This is a genomic window from Micromonospora sp. NPDC005710 (genome assembly GCF_040630995.1).
GTDB lineage: Bacteria > Actinomycetota > Actinomycetes > Mycobacteriales > Micromonosporaceae > Micromonospora.
Genome location: NZ_JBEXYP010000003.1, coordinates 294,567 through 315,114, shown reverse-complemented (window position 1 = coordinate 315,114; position 20,548 = coordinate 294,567). Strand labels below are relative to the sequence as shown.

Here is a 20,548-nt window from a genome sequence, read left to right as displayed (position 1 = left end):
GAGCAAGAACCGCGCGGCAACCGCGCAGAGGGAGGGGTTTCCGTGACACGTGCAGGGGCTGGAATGGCCGCCGACATCGACGAGCAGCCGGCTGGCTACGCGCGCCTGCTCTCCGCCGCCAACGCCGCCGAGATCGCCCGGGTGGCAGCGGTCATCGCGGAACGTCGGCCACGGCACGTGGTCTTCACCGCGCGGGGCACCTCCGATCACGCGGCCCTCTACGGGGCCTACCTCACCGAGATCCGGCTCGGCCTGCCCGCCGGGCTCGCCTCGCCGAGCGTCGTCACCCTCTTCGGCGCCCGCCCGGACCTGTCCGACGCGCTCGTCGTCGGGGTCAGCCAGAGCGGCGGCTCACCCGACCTGGCCGAGGTGCTGCGCGCCGCCCGCGCCTCCGGGGCGCTCACCCTCGCGGTGACCAACGCCCCCGACTCGCCACTCGTCGACGTGGCCGAGCTGAGCGTCGACATCGCCGCTGGCCACGAGCGGGCGGTGGCCGCCACCAAGACGTACACCGCCGAACTCCTCGCCCTCCTGATGCTCGTGGAGGGGATCCGGGCCGGTGACGGAGTGCTCCCCACTGCCGAACGGGAGGCGCTCGACGCCCTTCCCGACCTCGCCGCCCGCACCCTTGCCGACAGCACCCCGGCCCAGCTCGCCCCCCGCTACCGGTTCGCCCGTCAGTTGGTCACCACCGGCCGGGGGTACGCCTACCCGACCGCCCGGGAGGCCGCCCTGAAGCTGATGGAGACCTCGTACCTGCCCGCGCTCGCCTTCTCCGGCGCCGACCTGCTGCACGGCCCGCTCGCGATGACCGACCCGGAGGTCCCGGTGCTCGCCGTCGTCGGCTCCGGCCCCGGTGGTCGGTCGATGGGTGAGGTGCTGCCCCGCCTCGGGGAACGCCGCGCCGACGTGGTCGTGGTCGGCTCCGCCGACGTGCCGGGCGCCACCCGGCTGGCCGTTCCCGAGGTCGACGAGCGGTACGCCCCCCTGTTGGACATCCTGCCGATGCAACGGTTGGCGCTGGCCCTGGCGCTCACCCGGGGTGAGGACCCGGACGCGCCGCGCGGGTTGAAGAAGGTCACCGCGACGATGTGAGGCGCGGCGTGGCACCCTGGTCACCGTGTCCACGCTGCGCGACCTCGCCGAGGAGCACACCCATCTCCGTCCGGCCGACATCGACCACCTGCACCGGATCGCCGGCGACTGGCAACTGCTCTCCGATCTGTCCTTCGCTGACCTGCTGCTCTGGGTGCCCGTCGACGCCGAGGGCACGTTCCTCTGCGTCGCCCAGGTCCGTCCGACCACCGCGCCGACCGCCTACCAGGACGACCAGGTGGGTCGGATCGTCGGCGGGTCGGAGGTGGCCCACCTGGGGGTGGCGTACTCCCAGGGCCGGATCTGGCGCGAGGGCGACCCGGTCTGGTACGGCGACGTGCCGGCCCGACACGAGGCGATCCCGGTGCGGCTGCGGACCGCCGAGGGGGAGGCCGGCGTCGTGATCGCCGTGGTGGGGCGGGACACCAACCTGTCCACCGCGCGTACGCCCAGCCAGTTGGAACTCAACTACCTCACCACCGCCGACGACCTGGCGCAGATGATCGCGGACGGCACCTTCCCGCCGCCGAGGCATCCGGGCGAGACGACCTCGGCGCCCCGGGTCGGCGACGGACTGGTCCGGCTCGACGCCGGCGGGAAGGTCACCTACGCCAGCCCGAACGCGCAGTCCGCGTACCGCCGGCTGGGCTACGCCTCGCACCTGGTGGGGGAGGACCTGGCCGCGCTGCACCGGCGGCTGGCCGGTGATCCGCTGGACGGCACCGAGGCCTCGAACGGGATCCTGGCCGCGCTGCGAGGTGAGGCGCCACCCCGCCGGGAGATCGACGCACGAGGTGCCACGATGCTCACCCGAGCGCTGCCGCTGATGCCGGCCGGCGTGCCGATCGGTGCGCTGGTGCTGGTCCGCGACATCACCGAGGTCCGCCGCCGGGACCGGGCGCTGATCACCAAGGACGCCACCATCCGGGAGATCCACCACCGGGTGAAGAACAACCTCCAGACGGTGGCCGCGTTGCTGCGGTTGCAGGCCCGGCGGGTGTCCATGCCGGAGGCCCGGGTCGCGCTCGAGGAATCGGTCCGTCGGGTCGCCTCGATCGCCCTGGTCCACGAGACGCTCTCGATGTCCAGCGACGAGGCGGTCGAGTTCGACGGCATCGTCGACCGGGTGGCCAGCGCGGCGACCGAGGTCGCGGCGACCGAGGTGAGCGTCGGCATGCGGCGGCGGGGCAGCTTCGGCGTCCTGCCGGCGGAGATCGCCACCTCGCTGGTGATGGTCCTCAACGAGTTGCTGCTCAACGCCGTCGAGCACGGCTTCCCGCCGGCCGACGAGACGGACGAGGCCCCCGTACCCGCGGCCTCCGGCCTGCTCCCGGTCGCCGCCCCCGAGGTCGACCCGTCGCTGCGACCGGAGGTGGTGGTCTCGGCGCACCGGTTCCGCAAGATGCTGCACGTCTCGGTCACCGACAACGGGCGTGGCCTGCCCCCGGACTTCGACGCCGAACGGGGCAGCCGGCTCGGCCTCCAGATCGTCCGAGCCCTGATCACCGGGGAGTTGCGCGGCACCATCGAACTGCGCGCCGGCGCCAACGGTGGCACCGAGGCCGTGCTTGTCGTCCCGCTGGCCCGCAACGCCTCGGACGGTCGCTCACAACCCTGAGCAGCCTCCCGCCTCCCGCCTCCTGCCTCCCGCCTCCTGCCTCCCGCCTTTGCGTCGGACGGTCCCGCGCCGGGGAGCGGATTTCAGGGTGAGCGTGATGTCGCTGAGTCATCCTGATGACTCAGCGACATCACGCTCATCGAGGTGAGCGGGCCCGGCCACCGGCCCGCCCAGGGGTGGCCCGGTCAACGGTCGGGGCGGCTGTTCAGCAGGGCGACGGTCAGGCCGGGGCGCGGCCAGACCTGGGCGACGGAGAACTGCGCGCGGAGCGCGTCGCCCTTGGCGCCGGTCACGGCGCCCAGCGGATCGCTGTGTCGGCCGGAGACCACCAGCCACACCCGTGTCGTACCGGCCAGGCACTGCGCGGGTTGCTGGCACTCGGCCGCCCACAGGTCGCCCCGACGGACCTCGTCCTCGGTGGCCAGCACGTCGCGTGGTGGGTCGTCGATGTGGTACCTGATGCCGAGGTCGAGGAACAGCCAGCTCTGCCGGGGCGAGTAGACCACCGCGTCGCCCGGCCGCTGACCCTCTGCTATCACCAGTGCCGCACCGGCGTAGTCCACCGGCACACTGCGTGGCCACTCGTGGGTGCGCCGCAGCGCGGCCTGGTCGGGCAGGCCGAGAAGCCCGGCCAGCACCACCACGACGAGCGCCGCCGGTGCGCTCACGGCGGCCAACGCCGCGCCCGCCAGCAGGCACGCGAAGGGCACCACGAAGACGAGGTACCGGGGCACCCACAGAGGTACGACCTCGCCGGCGGCGAAGAGCAGCAGCACGGGCAGCAGGACAGCGCTCACCGGCAGCAGCGCGCGTCGCCCGAGCCGGGCCGCGCCCAGCGCCGCGACGCCGACCAGCAGTCCACCGACCACACTGCTCTGGGTGACGCCACCGGGCAGCGCGGTGAGGTCGTCCAGTCGGACCAGGTGGACCCAGTTCAACTGCCGGGACCGCTGGGTCCGGGACTTGAGCAGCAACGGAGCGACAAGCAGCGCGACCGGCACCACGGCGACCAGCCACCGCCACACCCGCCGGTCGCGCGTAGCGCCGCGATCGCCCGGGGCAGGGCTGCCCGGCGTGGATACGCCTGCCGCGCCGGGGCCCCGCCACCAGGCGAGCACGACTGTCAGCGCGTGGGCGGCGAGCACTGTGAGCGCGATCAGGTGGATGAGCCCGAGGGCGGCGACGGCGACGGCGTAACCGGCCCAACGGGCCCAGCTCGGTCGCCGCAGCGCGGTCACCAGCAGCACTGTGGCGAGCACGGCGAGCATCGTGGCGAGCGCGTACGGGCGAGCCTCCTGCCCGTAGCGGGAGGTGCCGGGGAGCACCGCGAACAGCAACCCGGCGAACAGGCCGCCGCGCCTGTCGACGAGCCGCGCTCCGAGCACCGCGAGCAGCCCGGCGGCCACCGTCATCGCCAGCACCGCCGGTACGCGCAGGGCGATGGTGGAGTCGCCGGCGACTGTGGTCCAGCCGTGCATCAGCAGGTAGTACGGCCCGGTGGCCGCGTCGATGGTGCCGGCCAGCCGGGCGAGGTCGCCAGGTGACCGGCTGGCCGCGCTCCACGTCGCCAGTTCGTCGCGCCAGAGTTGGGCGGAGCCCAGCCCGGTCACTGTCACCGCCAGGGTCAGCAGTGCCGGGGGAAGCCAGACCGGCAGGCGGCGCAGGTGTTCCCACACCGCCCCGGCCGACCTTTCGGACAATTGCCCCACGGTTCGAGCCTGCCACGGCAACCTCCCGCGTGGGTGTCAGCCGGCCGCACGCGAATGCCACCGGGCATCGCCGACCAGCCGGGCGGAAGACCTCCGGCCCGTGATGTGGGATCCAGCACGTGGACATTGGCCGGCCCCCATGGGGTGTGGCAGCATGGGGCCCATGACCGCCGCAGTCGTCCGCCGCTTCGTGGCACGCCGCCACGTCGATTACGGCCGCGTGCGCAGCGCGATCTGTCCGGCCTACTGACGACGCCCGATCAATCTGTCTCGGGCGCGCTCCGCGCCGGCTGTCTGAAGACACCGTTGTCCCGCCCGCTTCGCCGGGCCGGCCGCCGCGCCCCGCGTAAGCCCGAGGCACAGCAGACAACGGAGGACGCCGCGATGGCGGTCAGCAGCATCCCGGCCCGTTCCGAGGACCCGACGGCTCGCCCGACCCGAGCGCTGCGCCGGCCACGGGGTGAGGGTCAGTGGGCGCTCGGCCACCGCGAGCCGCTCAACCCCAACGAGCGGATCAAGAAAGACGACGACCCGCTGAACGTCCGGGCCCGCATCGAGAACATCTACGCCCACCGCGGCTTCGCGTCCATCGACCCGCAGGACCTGCGCGGCCGGTTCCGCTGGTGGGGCCTCTACACCCAGCGCAAGGCGGGCATCGACGGCGGGCGCACCGCAGTGCTGGAGCCGCACGAGCTGGAGGACGAGTTCTTCATGCTCCGGGTCCGCATCGACGGCGGCCAGCTCAGCCTGGCCCAGCTGCGGGTGATCGCGGACATCTCCCGGGAGTTCGCGCGGGACACCGCCGACATCACCGACCGGCAGAACATCCAGTACCACTGGATCCGGGTCGAGGACATGCCGGAGATCTGGCGCCGGCTGGAGTCGGTGGGCCTCCAGACCACCGAGGCGTGCGGCGACTGCCCACGGATCGTGCTGGGCAGCCCGGTGGCCGGGGTCGCCCGCGACGAGCTGCTCGACCCGACCCCGGCGATGGACGAGATCGTCGCCCGGTACGTCGGCGACAAGCAGTTCTCCAACCTGCCCCGCAAGTTCAAGACGTCGATGTCCTGGCTGGTGGACACCCCGTACGAGTCGAACGACATCGCCTTCCTCGGTGTCGACCACCCCGAGCACGGGCCCGGCTTCGACGTCTGGGTCGGCGGGGGTCTCTCCACCAACCCGATGCTCGCCAAGCGGCTCGGCGTCTGGGTGCCGCTGGCCGAGGTGCCGGACGTGTGGGCCGGGGTGGTGGGCATCTTCCGCGACTACGGTTACCGCCGGCTGCGCAACCGGGCCCGGCTGAAGTTCCTGGTGGCCGACTGGGGCGTGGAGCGCTTCCGCGAGGTCCTGGAGAAGGACTACCTCGGCCGTACGCTGCTGGACGGTCCCGCGCCGGTCCTGCCGTCGAAGCCGGTCGACCACGTGGGCGTGCACGAGCAGGCCGACGGGCGGCACTACGTGGGCGCGGCCCCGGTCGTCGGGCGGGTCTCCGGCGCGCAGCTCAGCCAGTTGGCCGACGTGGTCGAGGCACACGGCAGCGACCGGGTTCGGCTGACCCCGTACCAGAAGCTGCTGGTGCTCGACGTGCCGTCGGAGCGGACGGAGTCGCTCGTCGACGCGCTTCGCGGGATCGGTCTGGGGGCCCGGCCGTCGGCCTGGCGGCGCGGCACGATGGCGTGCACCGGCATCGAATACTGCAAGCTCGCGATCGTCGAGACGAAGGCCCGCGGCGAGGAGCTGGTGGCCCGCCTGGAGCAGCGGCTGCGCGACTTCGACGCGGACATCTCGATCCACATCAACGGCTGCCCGAACGCCTGCGCGCGTACCCAGGTGGCCGACATCGGCCTCAAGGGTCAGTTGGTGGTCGGGCCGGACGGCCGCCAGGTCGAGGGTTTCCAGGTGCACCTGGGCGGCGGGTTGGGCATGGCGCAGGGGCAGACCGCCGGTTTCGGCCGCAAGTTGCGCGGCCTGAAGACCACCGCCGACGAGCTTCCCGAGTACGTGGAACGGCTGGCCCGCCGCTACCTGGCCGGTCGGAGCGAGGGCGAGACGTTCGCCAATTGGGTGATCAGAGTCGACGAGGAGGACCTGCGGTGAGCAGCGAGAACCGAGCGGCACCCCTGTACTGCCCGTACTGCGGCGAGGAGGATCTGCGGCCGCACGAGGCGGGGCACGGCGCCTGGGAGTGCCACGCCTGCACCCGGGTCTTCTCGGTGAAGTTCACCGGGCTGCTCAGTCGCGGGGTGACCTCATGAGTCTCGTCTCGGCCGCGAGCCTGCGCCTGGTCGGCCTGGGTGGCCCGACTCCCGTCGACGCGACCCGGCGCAACCCGGACGAGCTGCGGGCCCTTGCCGAGCAGGCCGCTCGGGACCTGGAGGGCGCCCCGGCGCTGGAGATCGCCCGGTGGGCGGCGCAGACCTTCGGTGACCGGTTCTGCGTGACCAGCTCGATGGCCGACGCCGTGTTGGCGCACCTGGTGTCCCGGGTGGCCCCCGGGGTGGACGTGGTCTTCCTCGACACCGGCCTGCACTTCCCCGAGACGCTGCGGGTACGCGACGAGGTCGCCCGGACACTGCCGGTGAACGTCAGGTCGATCCGGCCCCGACTCACCGTCGGCCAGCAGGACGGCCAGTACGGGCCCCGACTGTTCAACAAGTCACCTGACGACTGCTGCCAGCTGCGCAAGGTGGAGCCGTTGGAGCGGGCGCTGACCGGGTACGACGCCTGGGCTGCCGGTCTGCGCCGGGACGAGTCGCCGAGCCGGGCCAACACCCCGGTGGTGACCTTCGACGCCCGCCGCGGCAAGGTCAAGGTCAACCCGATCGCGGCCTGGTCGCAGAAGGATGTGGACTCCTACATCGCCCGCTTCAACGTGCCGGTGAACGAGCTGTTCAAGCAGGGGTACGGGTCGATCGGCTGCTGGCCGTGCACCCGCCGGACGAAGGCCGGCGAGGACGCGCGGGCCGGCCGGTGGGCCATGTTCGAGAAGACCGAGTGCGGGCTGCACGTCTGACCTCCCCGGCGACGCCCCTGCCCGGTCCCGCTGTGGCCGGCGGGGCGGACCCGGTGGTGCTTGTCGCGCACGGCAGTCGTGACCCACGGGCGGCCGATGCCACCCGGGCGTTGGCTCGGGCAATGTCGGCCGCCCGGCCGGGCACCCCGGTGTGGGCGAGCTGGCTGGACCACACCGAACCGGGGCCGACCGAGGTGCTGCGCGACCTGGCCGTGGCCGGTCACCGCCGGGCGGTGCTGGTGCCGCTGCTGCTGACCGCCGCGTACCACCATCGGGTGGACATCCCGGCTGCGGTCGATGCGGCGGTGCGGTCCGGGCCACCGCTGGCGGTCCGGGTGACCGATGTGCTCGGGCCGGCGGACGACACGACAGATCCCGCGCTGCTGGCCGGCCTGTGCCGTCGGCTCGGTGAGACGAGTCCGGGCCGCTTCGACGCGTTGGTGCTGGCCGCGGCGGGCACCCGGGACGCCCGGGCGCGCCGCTCGGTGGGTCGGGTCGCCGACGCGCTCGGCGCGCAGTTCGGGGTGCCCTGCCGGGTGGCGTACGCGTCGGCGGCTCCACCGGCGGCCGGCGTGGCGGTGTCCCGGCTACGGGCGTCCGGTGCACGCCGGGTCGCGGTGGCCGCGTACTTCCTGGCGCCGGGGCTGTTCCACGACGCGGTGACCGAGGCGGCCCGGGTGGCGGGCGCGGTGGCCGTCGCCGCGCCGTTGACCGACGCACCGGAGTTGGTCGAGTTGGTGCTGCGTCGGGTCGACGACCGGCGGGTGCGGGCGTCGACTGACTGACCCGTCCCAGCGCGCTGACCCGGTTCCGGACAGCGGAACGCCCCGGCGGGCGAACCCACCGGGGCGTACAGCGGTGTTGTGGGGATCAGGCGGAGTGAGCGCGCAGCACACGGAGGCCGCCGCGCCGCTTGACGGCACGCCGTTCCTCTTCGCTCATCCCGCCCCAGACGCCGGCGTCCTGACCCGACTCGAGTGCCCACTGCAGGCACTGGTCGGTCACGGAGCAGCGCCTGCAGACGGCCTTTGCCTGCTCGACCTGCAGGAGGGCAGGCCCGGACGTCCCGATCGGGAAGAACAGCTCCGGGTCCTCGTCGCGGCAGACACTATGGTGACGCCAGTCCATGGCGGCAACACTCCTCATTCTGGATGGGTGGCAACAATTGCTTGGTAGTGCTTTTCCTATATGCATCCGCAGTGTCGACGGTGACGGTTAGCGTCTGTCCATTCGGCAGTGCGTGAGCAGGCTGTCAGCGCCCGGGGACCTGCTGGAACAGCTCAACCTGACGAGCATATCCAGGCAATGTCCCGGTAACTCAAGTTCGCTTGTGAATACTTTCACGAACAGTCGTGATGTCAAGGGTGACGCTCGGAAAAACTCCGGGCGGTGAGCAAGCCCACAACCTATTTGTCCGGATACCAGCGCTTTCCTGGTTACCCGCCGTGCCACAGTCGAGGATCAATATAGTACAGTCCGCGTGACATTGCTGACATTTCCGGCACCTGCCCTCGGTGTGGCGGCGACCGTGTCGGTTGCTTGTGGCAACCGCGTCGACCAAGAGCAGTACCCCGAGACCTAGCAGATTACTCTCAGTGCGGCCGGAACGGAGGTGAATCTGACTTTCTCCCGCTCGCCGAGATAGTCACCGTCGAGCTGAAACGCCTGGGGGCGGCTGGAGACCAGCGTGAACTCCGCCGTGTCATGGAGTCGTAACACCTGACGGCCACGCGGATTCGGTTGCCGGGACAGGAACTGCGTCACTGTCCGTGTTGTGCTAGCCACCCGGAGCTGACGTAGCGCCAGCACATCCAGCCCGAGATCGAAGGACGCCGCCGGGTTCGGGTTGACCTCCCGGTCGCCCAGGTACGTCCAGGGCGCCGTGTTCTGAATGATGACGGTGGCCAGCTCTGCCTCCGCCGGCTCGCCCGGACGCTCCAGGACGATCGCCGGGTGCCGCCGGTCCGAGGCGAGGAAGTACTGGTTCATGATCGAACGCAGGTAGAGCGACGGCGTGGACACCCGACCCTTGCGCCGGGCCTGCTCCACCCGGTGGATCACCGCGGCGTCCAGGCCGAATCCGGCGCAGAAGGTGAAGTAGCGGTCGTCGGCGCGGCCCAGCCCCACCGTCCGGCTCCGGCCCAGCCGCAGCCCTTCCAGGATCATGCTGGTGGCCTCCGGCCACTCCCGGGGAAGACCCACCGCGCGGGCGAACACGTTCGTCGAGCCGCCGGGGACGGTCGCCAGGGCGGGCAGTCGCTCGGCCATCGAGGCACCGCCGGCGCGAGTCGGCGGTTCGGCGGTCATCAGGCCGTTCACCACCTCGTTCACCGTGCCGTCGCCACCCAGGGTGACGACCAGGTCGACCCCCTCCGCGGCTGCCTCCCGGGCCAGCGCCACGGCGTGCCCGCGCCGACGGGTGTAGCGCACGCTGAGATCGACTTCGCTGCGCAGCGCCCGGACGAGCACGTCCCGGCTGCGTTCGCTGGTGGTGGTGGCCTTCGGATTGACCACCAGGACGGCCCGCATGGGCGGCACTGTACCTTCCGGCAGCCCGGGTATCGTGGCGCGCGTGACCATCGACTCGGACCCGATCCCCGTCACGCTCCGCTGGGCGGTCCGGCTGCTGTGGGCGGAGGCGGCCGTCGTCGGGCTGATCGCCGTCTGGCTGGTCTGGGCCGACCTCACCGCCACCCGCACCGACCTGCTGACGGCGTTGCTGGTGACAGCGTTCGCCATCGGCGCGGCCGTCGCGCTCTGGGCCCTGGGCCGCGCGCTGCTGCGCCGTCAGGCGGGCGCACGGGCCCCCGCGATCGTGCTTCAGCTCATGCTGCTGCCGATCGGTTGGTTCATGATCCAGGCCGGGCTGGGTTGGCTGGGGGTGCCGCTCATGGCGCTCGGCCTGGGCGTGGCCTGGCTGCTGATCTGCCCTCCGACGACCCGCGCCCTCGGCTTCGAGTGACAGCGCCGGCGCGCCGGGTCGGTCAGTAGCCGCCGGAGCGGCGGGTGAGCAGCGCGATGGTGGCCCGACCGTCGGCGGACGTGGCGGACGCCGAGGTGGTCAGCGCGGTGAGCACCTTCCAGGCGAAGGACGACTCGGCGGGCAGGGTGGCACCGCGCACCGTCGGCACCGTCACCTCGACTGTCAGCGCGTCCTCGGTGACAGCGAAGCGGCACTCCAACTCGGCGTCGCGGGTGGCGATGGCGAGCAGCATGGCGCACGCCTCGTCGACAGCGATGCGCAGATCCTCGATCTCGTCGAGCGCGAACTGCAACCGGGCCGCGAGACCGGCGGTGGCGGTACGAAGCACGCCGAGGTAACCGCCGTCGGCAGGCACCGTGAGGTGCACCACGTCGTCGTCGGTCGCTGGTTGGCCAGTCAGTTGAGTCACGCCTCATCCCCCCGGTCGGGGACTCTACCCGGTCAGTCGCCCGGACGCGTGCCGGCGGTGGTGGCACGGTCGGCCAGCTCGCGAAGCGCGTCACCGCTGAGCCGGTAGGGAACCCACTCGTTCAGCTGTTCGGCGCCGATCGACGCGTAGAAGCCGGCGGCCGGATTCCAGTCGATCATCCACCACTCCAGCCGCTGGTAACCGCGCCGTACGCAGATGTCGGCAAGTGCGGCGAGCAGCAGTCGACCGGCACCGGTGCCCCGGGCGTCCGGCCGGACGTACAGGTCCTCCAGGTAGATGCCGTGCACGCCGGCCCAGGTGGAGAAGTTGAGGAACCACAGCGCGAAGCCGACCGGCTCGTCGTGCGCGTCCACCGCCACGTGACCGAAGAGCGCCGGAGCGGGACCGTGCAGGGCCGAGCTCAACTGTTCGGTGGTGAGGTGGCACTGCTCGGGGGCACGCTCGTACTCGGCCAGCTCGTGCACCATGGCGACGACGGCCGGCACGTCCTCGGGACGTGCCGGCCGGATCGTCGGAATGACCGGAGAGGTCACGCCTTCTTGGTCTCCCAGAAGATCTTCGAGATCTCGTCGATCTTCGCGAGCAGCTTGTCGGCGGTGGCCGGGTCGAGGCTGCCCTTGACGCCACCGGCGCCGGCGAGCTTGGTGGCCTCGTTGAACAGGCTGTGCAGGTTCGGGTACTTCTCGAAGTGCGGCGGCTTGAAGTAGTCGGTCCAGAGCACCCAGAGGTGGTGCTTGACCAGCTCGGCGCGCTGCTCCTTGATGATGATGGCCCGGGTGCGGAACTCCGGGTCCGTGTTCGACTGGTACTTCTCGCAGATCATTTTGACCGACTCGGCCTCGATCCGGGCCTGAGCCGGGTCGTAGACACCGCACGGCAGGTCGCAGTGAGCGCTCGCGGTGACGCGGGGCGCAAGGATGCGCGGAAGTCGCATCAGGATCCTCCATGGGAAGTTTGCGATGATCAAAGGCGACATTACTCCTGGGAATGCTCCCCGAACCGGGTGGAGGTGAAACCAGTGGACGCCGATCACCCGGCCGAGGTGCCCCGGTTGCGGAGGCCACTGGCCCCCGTCCTGGTTACCGGTCCCTCCATGGCCCCGACGCTGAGGCACGGCGACGCGGTGCTGGTACGCCCCGGCGGCCGCCCGATCCGAGCCGGCGACGTGGTGGTCGCGGTCTTTCGGACCCGGCCCGATCTGCTGGTGGTGAAGCGTGCGGTCCGGCCGCAGGACGGCGGCTGGTGGCTGCGTGGCGACAACGACCTGATCACCGACGACTCCCGGGCGTACGGGGTGGCAGACGTACGCGGACGGGTGGTGGCCCGCTACTGGCCGCGCCCCGGACGGGTGCCTCGGCACCAGTTATGACCCTGCTCACATCCGAGGGGTGGTGCCGACACTATGCTCGGAAAGTGCCCGGGTGACCCCCCGCACCGCGTGCCACCGCCCGCCGCCCACCTCGCGGCGGGGCGGGCCGCCTCACATCTGCGTCGACAGATCCTGGAGTCACCGCCATGCCTTCGTCCACCATGGACCCCGCTGATCCCGTCTTCCAACTGCACCTGGGCGGCAAGATGGCCGTCACCTCGAGAGTGCCCCTCACCAGCCGGGAAGACCTCTCCCTGGCGTACACCCCGGGGGTGGCCCGGGTGTGTGAGGCGATTGCCGCCGACCCCGCCCTGGTGGACGAGTACACCTGGGTGTCGCACACGGTCGCCGTGGTCACCGACGGCTCGGCGGTGCTCGGCCTCGGCAACATCGGTCCCCGCGCCGCGCTGCCGGTGATGGAGGGCAAGGCGGTGCTGTTCAAGCAGTTCGGCGGGGTGGACGCGGTGCCGGTGTGCCTGGACACCCAGGACGTGGACGAGATCGTCGCGGTGGTGCGGGCGCTGGCCCCCTCGTTCGGTGGGATCAACCTGGAGGACATCAGCGCGCCGCGCTGCTTCGAGATCGAGCGTCGGCTCGACGAGGCGCTCGACATCCCGGTCTTCCACGACGACCAGCACGGCACCGCCATCGTGGTCCTCGCCGCGCTGCGCAACGCCGCGACGTTGCTCGACCGCAAGCTCGGTGACCTGCGGGTGGCGGTGAGTGGCGCGGGCGCGGCCGGCGTGGCGGTGACGAAGATGCTGATCGCCGGTGGCGTCGACCCCGACCAGGTGGTGGTCTGTGACTCCAAGGGGATCATCGGCCGGCACCGCACCGAGTTGACCGGCACCAAGGCCGAGTTGGCGGCGAGCACCAACGCCGACGGCCGGCGGGGCGACATCACCGAGGCGCTGCGCGACGCGGACGTCCTGGTCGGGGTCTCCGGCGGGCAGATCCCCGAGGCGGCGGTGGCCGGGATGGCGCCGGGCGGGATCGTGTTCGCGCTGGCTAACCCGACCCCCGAGGTGCACCCCGAGGTGGCCGCCCGGCACGTCGCCGTGGTCGCCACCGGGCGCAGTGACTACCCCAACCAGATCAACAACGTGCTGGCCTTCCCCGGAGTGTTCCGCGGCGCGCTGGACGCCGGCGCCACCCGGGTCACCGAGGCGATGAAGGTCGCCGCGGCGGACGCCATCGCCGGGGTGGTGTCGGAGTCCCTGACCGCCGACGCGATCGTTCCGTCCCCGCTCGACCCGCGCGTCGCGCCGGCCGTTGCCGAGGCGGTCGCCGAAGCCGCCCGCCGTGACGGCGTCGCCCGCCGGTAGGCACTCGGGTCGGTGGCGCTCCGCGCCGCGAGTGTGGGCCCATGCACGGGCCGGTGGCGCTCTGCGCCGCCGGTCTGCGCACGCACGGGCCGGTCGCGCTCGGACGCGGCAGGAGCCGTCGGCCCGTGCGCGCGGCTTCTTAACGAGCGCTCAGCTTGTTACCGTGCCGATCATGCGTGCTGCCTTTGCCTCCCGTTTCGACGACGCCGACCCGCTCGCCGCGCTCACCGTCGGCGAGCAGCCCGAGCCGACCCTTCCGGCCGACGACTGGGTGACAGTGCGGTTGCGGGCCACCTCGCTCAACCACCACGACCTCTGGTCGCTGCGCGGAGTGGGTCTCACCGAGGCCCAGCTGCCGATGATCCTCGGCTGCGACGCCGTCGGGCTGGACCCGGAGGGTCGGCCGGTCGTCGTGTACCCGGTGGTCGTCACGCCGGGTGACCCGCGCGGGGTTTCCATCCTCTCCGAACACTTCGCCGGGACGCTCGCCGAGCGGGTGGCCGTACCCCGGTCGAATCTGATCCCGCTGCCCGACGGCATGGCGGCGACCGACGCGGCGTGCCTGCCCACGGCCTGGCTGACGGCGTGGCGGATGCTGACCACCAAGGGCCGCGTCGCCGACGCCGACAGCGTGCTGGTCCAGGGCGCGGGCGGTGGCGTGGCCACCGCCGCCGTCGCCCTCGCCGTCGCGATGGGCAAGCGGGTGTACGCGACCAGCCGCGACGCCGTCAAACGGGACCGGATCTCGGCCCTCAGCGCGATCGCCGTGGAGCCCGGTACCCGGCTGCCGGAACGGGTCGACGTGGTGATCGAGACGGTCGGCGCGGCCACCTTCGACCACTCGCTGAAGTCGGCCGCGCCGATGGCCCGGATCGTGGTCTCCGGAGCTACGGCCGGGCACGAGCCGTCGGTCAACCTGCGCCGGGTCTTCGCGATGCAGTTGGAGATCCTGGGCACCTCGATGGGCACCCCCGGCGAGCTGTACGAGCTGCTGGAGTTCTGCTCCGAGAACGAGGTGCGGCCGGTGGTGGACAGCGTCATCCCGTTCAGCCGGGTCGAGGACGCCTTCTCCCGACTGCACTCCGGCGACGCCTTCGGCAAGGTCGTCATCGACCACGAGGCCTGACGCCCGCCCGCCCCAGGCCGCGCGAGCGCCGCGCGAGCGCCGTGCTCGCGCGGATCTTCGGTTGGTCGACCGGCGGAGATCAGAGGTGGTCGTCGAAGGTGGCGATGTCGCCGCGCGTCGCGTCGGTGGAAATGCGCTTCTTGGCGTCCGCGTCCCCGTAGAGCGACCAGCGCAGGAACTCGACCGACGTGTCCGAGACGACCCGCAGCGTCGCTCCGTCGCTCAGCAGTGCCCGCCCGTGGTCGCCCTTGGGCAGGCTCAGCATGGCCTTCGGCCAGGGCACCTTGTCGTACGCGGCCTTGCCCGCCGCGTACTCGACCACCTCGTCCAACTCCCCGTGCACGAACAGTTGCGGGGCGGCCGCGCCGGCGAACGCGGTGCCCACGCCGAGCGCCGTGCCGGCGAACACCACACCCGCGTCCAGCCGTTCGTCCCGGCTGGCGGTGAACAGGCCGATGGTCGTCACCCCGCCGGCCGAGTGCCCGGCCGCGGCCACCCGCTCGCCGTCCAACCGGCCGCGCAGCGCGTCGCCGGCCCTGCCGTCCAACGCCAGCACCTGATCCAACGCGTACGACACGTCGGCGGGCTGGTTGAGCACGTCGAGGACGTTGTTGTCAGCACCCTTCGAGGTGTGCGGGAACGTCGGTGCGGCCACCACGAAACCGGCCGCCGCCCAGCGGGTGAGCAGCGTGGCGTAGTCGTCCGGCCGCCCACCCAGGCCGTGACTGAACATCACCACCGGGAACCGGCCGTCCGCGGCCGTCGCCGACCGCTTGGCCGCGCCGCCGAACTGCCCGGTCGCCGGGTACCACAGCGTCGTCGGCAGCGCGCGGCCGTCCCGCTTCAGCTTCAGCTGGCGTACGCCGACCGCGAAGGCGCGCTGTGGTGCCTTCCCGGCGGGGACCTGCGGCGTCGGCGTGGCGGCGGTGTGGGGCTCGGCCGGCGGTGCCCAGGTGCTCCGACCCGGGCGGTCGCCCGCTGAGCAGCCGACCAGACCGGCCATCAGGACGGCGCTGGCCAGCAGTGCGGGGGTGACGCGACGTGGCATGGATCCGATTGTGCCCTGCCCCGTGGACCTGCCCCGTGGACTTCGGCGTGGTGTACGCGCCCGCTCACCCACCGTTCAGCCGGTAACCCCGTGCCCGTCGAGTTCGCGGAGTCTCACCAGATCGTCGGCGTCCTTCGGGCGGCGGGGACGTTCCGGCATCCAGACCGGGTACATCTGCTTGAACTCGATCTGAGCCGCCACCGAGATGGTCGGCGCGGTGAGCGGGCCGATCCGGCCGGGTGGGGCGTCCAACATCCCGGCGGGCAGCGGGGTGCCGGCCCACGACCCGGCGCCCACCGTCGGACGGCCGGCGGCATCCCGACCCAGGTACGCGACGCTGACCTCCACGTCGGCGGCGAACAGGTCGAGCTGCGACTCCACCGGCATTCGCCGGTCGGGTAGCCAACCCCGGGCCAGCAGCAGGCCGGCCAGCCGGTCCGCGTCGTCGCGCCAGCAGTACCAGTCCACGTCGAGGTGCGGGCGGGTCACAGTGCCGAGCTGGAAGTCCATCGCCCAGCCGCCGCGCAGCCACACCGGGATGCCAGCCGCCCCGGCCACCGCGACCACCTCGGCGATGCTTGCCACCTGCCGGCGCGCCAGCTCGTCCACCAGGCGACCGTACCGGCTGATCAGTGGGCCGCGCGGGACTCGTAACCGGTCAGGGTGGGGGAGTGGCAGGGGGCGCGCCGAGCGCGGATCGAGGGTGAGCGTACGCACGCCGACGGCGTACAACCCCTCGGGCGCCTGGCGCGCCGGCACCGGCCCGGTGGTCCCGCCGGCCACGGCGGTGGTCGGCGAGCAGGGCTGTCGCAAGTACAGCCATCAGCCGTGCCGTCCCCATCGTTCCACGGTAGGTGCCCGGGCGGGCGTAGCGGTCCCGCCGTCCGGCTCGGGTGCACCCGCCACCCGGTCGGGTCACCTCCGCCGGCCGGCTCCACACCTGGGACGCCGTGGGCCGGGGACGGTGCCGTGTGACCAGCTTCGCTAGGGTCACCGGCATGCCTGAGAACTACACGGATCCCAGTGGCAACACCGAGGCGTTCCGCGCCTTCAACCAGACGCCGGAGGTTGCGGCGCCGACGCAGGCCCCGTCCCGTCTGCCGCTCATCATCGGTGCGGCAGTGGTCGTCGTGGTGCTGGTGGCACTCGTCGCCTGGCTGGCGACCGGCTGACGGAGTCGCCCAGGCTGGCGACTCGCTGAACAGACCGCATCGACTCGCGCGCACCCTCTGGCCTCCCGGGGGTGCGCGCCCCAGTGCGGTCAGGCCGCCCCGACGACGTCCCGGGTCTGCCGGGCGATCTCGCGCTCCTCGTCGGTGCGGATGACGCAGACGCTCACCTCGGCACCCTCGGGCGAGATCAACCGGTCGCCCTCGCCGTCGTTGCGGGCGTCGTCCACGGTGATGCCGAGCCGGCCCAGTCCGGCCAGCGCGGCGGCCCGCACCGGCGCGGCGTGCTCGCCGACCCCGGCGGTGAAGGCGATCGCGTCGACCCGGCCGAGCAGGGCGTAGTACGCCCCGACGTAGCCGGTGATGCGTCGGCAGTACACGTCGAAGGCCAGTGCCGCCGCCCGGTCACCTGCCGCCCGACGTTCGAGCACCTCGCGCATGTCGTTGACGCCGCTCAGCCCGAGCAGGCCACTGCGGTGGTTGAGCAGGTCGTCGACGTCGTCCACCGACAGGCCGCCCTCCCGGCGCAGGTGGAAGATCACGGTCGGGTCGACGTCGCCGCTGCGGGTGCCCATCACCAGCCCTTCCAACGGGGACATGCCCATCGAGGTGGCGACGCTGCGACCGTTCGCCACCGCGCACGCGCTGGCCCCGTTGCCCAGGTGCAGGGTGATCGTGTTGATCTGTTCGTACGGGCGGCCCAGCAGTTCGGCGGTGCGCCGGGACACGTACGCGTGCGACGTGCCGTGGAAGCCGTACCGGCGGATGTCGTACCGCTCGGCGGTGTCCCTGTCGATCGCGTACGTGGCGGCGGCCTCGGGCAGGGTGTGGTGGAACGCGGTGTCGAAGACGGCGACCTGCGGGACGTCCGGCAGCGCCGCGCGGGCCACCTCGATGCCGGCCAGGTTGGCCGGGTTGTGCAGCGGGGCGAGCGGCACCAGATCCTTGATCGCGGCCAGCACCGCGTCGTCGACGAGCACCGGTGCGCTGAACGTCCGGCCGCCGTGCACCACCCGGTGCCCGACCGCGGTCAGCCCGGTCAGGTCCAACCCGTCCAGGATCTGCCGGACCGCCTCGGTGTGGTCCGCCGGGCCGCCGCCGGGCTCACCGATCCGCTCGACGGTGCCGTGGTCGAGTGCCCGGTCACCGTCGTAGCGGCGCCACTTCACCGACGACGACCCGCAGTTGAGCACCAGCACCCGACTCACGACGCCTCCTCGGTGGCCGCCTGGATGGCGGTGATCGCCACTGTGTTCACGATGTCCGGCACTCCCGCGCCCCGGGACAGGTCGTTCACCGGCCGGCGTAGGCCCTGCATGACCGGGCCGACGGCGACCGCCCCGGCGGAGCGCTGCACCGCCTTGTACGTGTTGTTGCCGGTGTTCAGGTCCGGAAAGATGAACACCGTGGCGTGGCCGGCGACCGGGCTGCCGGGCAGCTTCGTCGCCGCCACCGCCGGGTCGATCGCCGCGTCGTACTGGATGGGCCCCTCGACCAGCAGGTCGGGCCGGCGCTCCCGGACCAGCGCGGTGGCCGCGGCGACCTTCTCCACGTCCGCGCCGGCGCCTGAGCTGCCGGTGGAGTACGACAGCATGGCCACCCGGGGTTCGATGCCGAACCGGGCGGCGGTGTCGGCCGACGAGATCGCGATGTCGGCGAGCTGGGCCGCGTCCGGGTCGCGGTTGACAGCGCAGTCCCCGTAGACGAGCACCCGGTCGGCGAGCAGCATGAAGAAGACGCTCGAGGCCACCGAGACGTCCGGCAGCGTACGGATGATCTCGAACGCCGGCCGGATGGTGGCGGCGGTGGTGTGTGTCGCGCCGGAGACCATGCCGTCGGCCCGGCCGGTGGCCACCATCAGGGTGCCGAAGTAGTTGGGCTGCGCCACGATGTCGTGCGCCAGTTCGGCGGTGACGCCCCGGTGGGCGCGCAGCCGGGCGTACTCGGCGGCGAAGTCGTCGCGCCACCCGCTGGTGACCGGGTCGACCACCTGGGCGTCGCCGAGGTCGATGCCCAGCTCACGGGTGCGCCGAGCGATGTCGTCCGGCCGGCCGAGCACTGTCAGCTCGGCAACTCCCCGGCGCAACAGGATCTCGGCGGCCCGCAGGATCCGCTCGTCGGAGCCCTCCGGCAGGACCAGGTGCCGGGGCTTCGAGCGCGCCCTGTCGATCAGCTCGTTCTCGAACATCAGCGGGGTGACCCGCGTCGACCGGCTGACCCGCAGCCGGCGGGCCAGGTCGTCGGTGTCCACACAGCGTTCGAACGCGCCGAGCGCGGCCTCCACCTTGCGCGGGCTGGCAGTGCTGGGCCGACCCTCGATGCGACTGGACGCGGCCACCGTGTCGTAGCTGTCACTGCGCACCGAGAGCACCGCCAGCCCGGTGTTGAGTCCTTCCACCAGCCGCATGACCCTCGGGTCGGGCTGTTCGCCGAGGGTGAGCACCAGACCGGCCACCGACACCTGCCCGGCCACGTGCGCGGCGCTGGCGGCGACGAGCAGGTCGGCCCGGTCCCCAGGGGTGATCACCAGGGCGCCCTCGGTGAGGTGGCCCAGCACTGTCGGCACATGTGCCGCGCCGACCACGAAGTCCAGCACGTCGCGACCGAGCGCGGCGTCGTCCCCGGCCAGCAGGGTGGCGCCGAGCGCCGCCGCCACCTCGGCCACCGTCGGCGCCGACACGCTCGGCACCTCCGGAATGGCGTACGCGGGCACCGGCAGGTCGGGCAGCGTCATCGGCTCGGTCACCCGGTTGGCGATCACCGCGAGCACCGTCGCGCCCAGGTCGGCCAGATCGTGGTACGCCCCCCGCATCGCCGACGCGACGGCGGCCGGCTCCTGCCCGAAGCCGTCCACCACCGGCACCACCACGCTGCCGAACTCGGTGGCCAGCCGGGCGTTGAAGGCCAGTTCCCTGGGGTGCGCCGGGTCGCCCGGCTCGTCGAAGTCGCTGCCCACCACGACCACCGCCGGGCACTGCCGCTCCACCGCCCGGTAGCGCTCGACGATCGCGGAGATGAGCTGCTCCCGCCTACCGTCGGCGACGAGAGCCGACGCCTCGGCGTAGCTCGCCCCGGCCAGCTCGGACAGCGGCACCTCGACCCGGTAGCGCTCGCTCAGCAGGGCGAGGATCGGGTCCTGGCCGCTGTCGGCCACCAACGGCCGGAACACGCCGATCCGCCCGACCTGGCGGGACAGCAACTCCGCCAACCCGAGGGCGATGGTCGACTTGCCCCCGCCCGACCCCACGCTGGTCAGATACACACTCCGAGCCACGTCCCCAACCCCTGCCTGTTGATCAAGAAGTTTGCGTCAGATCCGGCCCTCATCGTGACCGAAACTTCTTGATCACCGGGTGCGGAACGGGGGTTGGGGGTTAGGCGTCTTCGTCGTCGGGGTCGTCCAGGCGGGCCAGGTAGGTGGCCAGGCGTTCGATGGGGGTTTCGAAATCCGGGTTGAGGTCGACGAAGTCGCGTAGGCGCTCGCCCAGCCACTCCAGCGTGACCTGCTCCTCGCCCCGGCGCTCGACCAGCTCCTCGATGCCACGGTCGGTGAAGTACATGGGGTACGTCCTCGTGCTCGGCCCGGCGCTGGCCGGGCGGATGGGCGGGGGGTCGGTGGGGGGAGGGGGGTTCGGTGGCCAGTGGACCGACGAGAGCCGGGGC

Annotated in this window: 22 protein-coding genes; 11 read left to right on the top strand and 11 right to left on the bottom strand. The window is 72.2% G+C overall.

The genetic code is table 11. The annotated features are described in order from the left end of the window. Nucleotides 1-63 precede the first annotated feature (63 nt). Both ABZ406_RS05875 and ABZ406_RS05870 read left to right on the top strand, forming a co-directional pair. Entirely contained in the window at nucleotides 64-1,095 is a 1,032-nt protein-coding gene (locus ABZ406_RS05875; protein WP_357756331.1) for an SIS domain-containing protein, read from the top strand. Between the two features lie 25 nt (nucleotides 1,096-1,120). After that, nucleotides 1,121-2,713, top strand: coding sequence for a histidine kinase N-terminal domain-containing protein (locus ABZ406_RS05870; protein ID WP_357756175.1), 1,593 nt, complete (start codon nucleotides 1,121-1,123; stop codon nucleotides 2,711-2,713). Nucleotides 2,714-2,898: 185 nt separating this feature from the next. Here the strand turns inward: ABZ406_RS05870 and ABZ406_RS05865 are convergent, their stop codons facing one another. Then, nucleotides 2,899-4,422 carry a glycosyltransferase family 39 protein gene (locus ABZ406_RS05865; RefSeq protein ID WP_357756174.1) on the bottom strand — a complete coding sequence of 508 codons (1,524 nt, stop codon included), beginning with the start codon at nucleotides 4,420-4,422 and terminating at the stop codon, nucleotides 2,899-2,901. A 384-nt stretch (nucleotides 4,423-4,806) separates the two neighbouring features. On the opposite strand from ABZ406_RS05865, the gene ABZ406_RS05860 reads away from it, so the two are divergent. Genes ABZ406_RS05860 through ABZ406_RS05845 form a run of 4 tightly spaced genes read left to right on the top strand, consistent with a single transcriptional unit; the run spans nucleotide 4,807 to nucleotide 8,220 of the window. Continuing rightward, a complete protein-coding gene (locus ABZ406_RS05860; protein ID WP_357756173.1) occupies nucleotides 4,807-6,519 on the top strand; it encodes a nitrite/sulfite reductase in 1,713 nt (570 codons plus the stop codon). After that, nucleotides 6,516-6,677, top strand: coding sequence for a hypothetical protein (locus ABZ406_RS05855; RefSeq protein WP_357756172.1), 162 nt, complete (start codon nucleotides 6,516-6,518; stop codon nucleotides 6,675-6,677). The genes ABZ406_RS05860 and ABZ406_RS05855 overlap by 4 nt, the downstream gene beginning before the upstream one ends. After that, nucleotides 6,674-7,435, top strand: a complete 762-nt coding sequence (locus ABZ406_RS05850) for a phosphoadenylyl-sulfate reductase (RefSeq protein ID WP_357756171.1) — start codon at nucleotides 6,674-6,676, stop codon at nucleotides 7,433-7,435. Before ABZ406_RS05855 ends, ABZ406_RS05850 begins: the two co-directional genes overlap by 4 nt. A gap of 17 nt (nucleotides 7,436-7,452) precedes the next feature. Beyond that, entirely contained in the window at nucleotides 7,453-8,220 is a 768-nt protein-coding gene (locus ABZ406_RS05845) for a CbiX/SirB N-terminal domain-containing protein (protein WP_357756329.1), read from the top strand. A gap of 85 nt (nucleotides 8,221-8,305) precedes the next feature. On the opposite strand, the gene ABZ406_RS05840 is transcribed toward ABZ406_RS05845, so the two are convergent. Continuing rightward, a complete protein-coding gene (locus ABZ406_RS05840) occupies nucleotides 8,306-8,563 on the bottom strand; it encodes a WhiB family transcriptional regulator (RefSeq protein ID WP_088950012.1) in 258 nt (85 codons plus the stop codon). A 450-nt stretch (nucleotides 8,564-9,013) separates the two neighbouring features. Next, nucleotides 9,014-9,964 carry a diacylglycerol kinase family protein gene (locus ABZ406_RS05835; RefSeq protein ID WP_357756170.1) on the bottom strand — a complete coding sequence of 317 codons (951 nt, stop codon included), beginning with the start codon at nucleotides 9,962-9,964 and terminating at the stop codon, nucleotides 9,014-9,016. Nucleotides 9,965-10,007: 43 nt separating this feature from the next. Between ABZ406_RS05835 and ABZ406_RS05830 the strand changes: the two genes are divergently transcribed. Then, entirely contained in the window at nucleotides 10,008-10,397 is a 390-nt protein-coding gene (locus ABZ406_RS05830) for a hypothetical protein (protein WP_238677850.1), read from the top strand. Nucleotides 10,398-10,419: 22 nt separating this feature from the next. Here ABZ406_RS05830 and ABZ406_RS05825 read toward each other — a convergent pair whose 3' ends face one another. The 3 genes from ABZ406_RS05825 to sodN are packed head-to-tail and all read right to left on the bottom strand — an operon-like array spanning nucleotide 10,420 to nucleotide 11,782. Beyond that, nucleotides 10,420-10,827 carry an ATP-binding protein gene (locus ABZ406_RS05825; protein ID WP_030336681.1) on the bottom strand — a complete coding sequence of 136 codons (408 nt, stop codon included), beginning with the start codon at nucleotides 10,825-10,827 and terminating at the stop codon, nucleotides 10,420-10,422. 32 nt (nucleotides 10,828-10,859) lie between these two features. Next, a complete protein-coding gene (locus ABZ406_RS05820; protein WP_357756169.1) occupies nucleotides 10,860-11,381 on the bottom strand; it encodes a GNAT family N-acetyltransferase in 522 nt (173 codons plus the stop codon). Then, the gene (gene sodN / locus ABZ406_RS05815; protein ID WP_030336684.1) at nucleotides 11,378-11,782 is read right to left on the bottom strand and encodes a superoxide dismutase, Ni; all 405 of its coding nucleotides are present in this window, start codon (nucleotides 11,780-11,782) and stop codon (nucleotides 11,378-11,380) included. Before sodN ends, ABZ406_RS05820 begins: the two co-directional genes overlap by 4 nt. Nucleotides 11,783-11,866: 84 nt before the next feature. Between sodN and ABZ406_RS05810 the strand changes: the two genes are divergently transcribed. The 3 genes from ABZ406_RS05810 to ABZ406_RS05800 all read left to right on the top strand — a co-directional run bounded on the left by ABZ406_RS05810 (nucleotide 11,867) and on the right by ABZ406_RS05800 (nucleotide 14,668). Next, complete coding sequence (locus ABZ406_RS05810; protein ID WP_357756168.1) at nucleotides 11,867-12,217, top strand: S26 family signal peptidase; 351 nt, start codon at nucleotides 11,867-11,869, stop codon at nucleotides 12,215-12,217. Nucleotides 12,218-12,363: 146 nt separating this feature from the next. Further along, nucleotides 12,364-13,542, top strand: a complete 1,179-nt coding sequence (locus ABZ406_RS05805; protein WP_357756167.1) for an NADP-dependent malic enzyme — start codon at nucleotides 12,364-12,366, stop codon at nucleotides 13,540-13,542. 163 nt (nucleotides 13,543-13,705) lie between these two features. Then, on the top strand, nucleotides 13,706-14,668 hold the full coding sequence (locus ABZ406_RS05800) for a zinc-binding dehydrogenase (protein ID WP_357756166.1): 963 nt from the start codon (nucleotides 13,706-13,708) through the stop codon (nucleotides 14,666-14,668). A 79-nt stretch (nucleotides 14,669-14,747) separates the two neighbouring features. Here the strand turns inward: ABZ406_RS05800 and ABZ406_RS05795 are convergent, their stop codons facing one another. Continuing rightward, nucleotides 14,748-15,716, bottom strand: a complete 969-nt coding sequence (locus ABZ406_RS05795) for a chlorophyllase (RefSeq protein WP_357756165.1) — start codon at nucleotides 15,714-15,716, stop codon at nucleotides 14,748-14,750. A gap of 75 nt (nucleotides 15,717-15,791) precedes the next feature. After that, a complete protein-coding gene (locus ABZ406_RS05790; protein ID WP_357756164.1) occupies nucleotides 15,792-16,325 on the bottom strand; it encodes an aminoglycoside adenylyltransferase in 534 nt (177 codons plus the stop codon). A gap of 389 nt (nucleotides 16,326-16,714) precedes the next feature. Between ABZ406_RS05790 and ABZ406_RS05785 the strand changes: the two genes are divergently transcribed. Then, nucleotides 16,715-16,888 (top strand): hypothetical protein, encoded by a 174-nt coding sequence (locus ABZ406_RS05785; protein WP_357756163.1) that lies wholly within the window; start codon nucleotides 16,715-16,717, stop codon nucleotides 16,886-16,888. 89 nt (nucleotides 16,889-16,977) lie between these two features. On the opposite strand, the gene ABZ406_RS05780 is transcribed toward ABZ406_RS05785, so the two are convergent. From ABZ406_RS05780 to ABZ406_RS05770, 3 genes are all read right to left on the bottom strand, one after another. Beyond that, nucleotides 16,978-18,093: an acetate kinase gene (locus ABZ406_RS05780; protein ID WP_357756162.1), complete on the bottom strand. Its 1,116-nt coding sequence runs from the start codon at nucleotides 18,091-18,093 to the stop codon at nucleotides 16,978-16,980. Continuing rightward, nucleotides 18,090-20,159, bottom strand: a complete 2,070-nt coding sequence (gene pta / locus ABZ406_RS05775) for a phosphate acetyltransferase (protein WP_357756161.1) — start codon at nucleotides 20,157-20,159, stop codon at nucleotides 18,090-18,092. Before pta ends, ABZ406_RS05780 begins: the two co-directional genes overlap by 4 nt. 100 nt (nucleotides 20,160-20,259) lie before the next feature. Next, on the bottom strand, nucleotides 20,260-20,445 hold the full coding sequence (locus ABZ406_RS05770; protein ID WP_030490374.1) for a DUF6104 family protein: 186 nt from the start codon (nucleotides 20,443-20,445) through the stop codon (nucleotides 20,260-20,262). Between the last annotated feature and the right edge of the window lie 103 nt (nucleotides 20,446-20,548).